This is a genomic window from Microvirga soli (assembly GCF_016734765.1).
Taxonomy (GTDB): domain Bacteria; phylum Pseudomonadota; class Alphaproteobacteria; order Rhizobiales; family Beijerinckiaceae; genus Microvirga; species Microvirga soli.
Map to the genome: position 1 here is coordinate 1 of NZ_JAERQE010000142.1, position 1321 is coordinate 1321.

The 1321-nt window shown below is 66.4% G+C and carries 1 protein-coding gene; it reads left to right on the plus strand.

Translation table 11 applies throughout. The annotated features are described in order from the left end of the window. Positions 1-109 precede the first annotated feature (109 nt). Positions 110-1306 (plus strand): IS256 family transposase, encoded by a 1197-nt coding sequence (locus JKL45_RS29550; RefSeq protein WP_201865328.1) that lies wholly within the window; start codon positions 110-112, stop codon positions 1304-1306. The last annotated feature ends 15 nt before the right edge of the window (positions 1307-1321 follow it).

The window sequence follows — 1321 nt, forward strand, 5'->3', positions numbered from 1 at the left end:
GGTAGCGTCCCGGGGCGTGGTGTAGGAGCAGGCCACCGATGAGGTGGTCATCGCCAGTCTTCGGTTAGAGTGCGGGTTGCGACACCTGACCCTGACCCCGGAGACGACGATGACCGACGAGAGAATGGCCCTGATCGAGCTGATCGAAAAGGGGGCCGATGCCGATCTCATCCGCGACATGCTCGCCTTTGCGGCCGAGCGCCTGATGAACCTGGAGGTCGAGGCCCTGACCGGTGCCCCGGCGGGCGTGCGCAGCCCGGATCGCCTTACTCACCGCAACGGCTACCGCGAGCGCGCCTGGGACACCCGCGCCGGCCGGATCGACCTGTCCATCCCCAAGCTGCGCAAGGGTTCCTACTTCCCGGCTTTCCTCGAGCCGCGCCGCACCGCCGAGAAGGCGCTCACGGCGGTGATCCAGGAGGCCTATGTCCATGGCATCTCGACCCGCTCCGTCGACGATCTCGTCAAGGCCATGGGCATGACGGGGATCTCCAAGAGCCAGGTCTCACGGCTGTGCGAGGAGATCGACGAGCGGGTGAACGCCTTCCTGGAGCGGCCGATCGAGGGCGAGTGGCCGTATCTCTGGATCGATGCCACCTACCTGAAGACGCGAGAGGCCGGTCGGATCGTCTCCACGGCCGTGATACTGGCCGTGGGCGTCAACAGCGATGGCCGGCGCGAGGTGCTGGGGATCACCACCGGGGCATCAGAGGCCGAACCGTTCTGGACCGCCTTCCTGCGCTCACTCGCCGACCGGGGCCTGCGCGGGGTGAAGCTGGTGATTGCCGACGATCACAAGGGGCTGCGGGCCGCAGCGACCCGGGTGTTCCATGCCGCGCTCCAGCGCTGCCGGGTGCATTGGATGCGCAACGCCATGGCCCACCTTGCCCCCAAGCAACGTCCGGCCGTGGTGGCGATGCTCAAGACGATCTTTGTCCAGGACACGGCTGACGCGGCCAGGGAGCAATGGGCTTCGGTAACTGACGCCCTGCGCGAGCGCTGTCCGAAGCTGGTCGAGCTGATGGACCGCTCGCGCGAGGAGGTACTGGTGTACATGAGCTTTCCGCGCGAGCACTGGCCGCAGATTGCCTCGACCAATCCACTCGAGCGGCTCAACGGCGAGATCAAGCGGCGCTCTGATGGGGTGGGGATCTTCCCCAATGACCGGGCGGTGATCCGGCTGGTGGGAGCCCTGATGCTGGAGCAGAACGACGAGTGGGCAGTCAGCCGACGTTACATGTCGCTGGAAAGTCTGACTTCGTTGAGCGATGATCCCGTTCGCAGGCTGTCGGCCGTGACCGCCTGAGCAACCCGGCTCAGC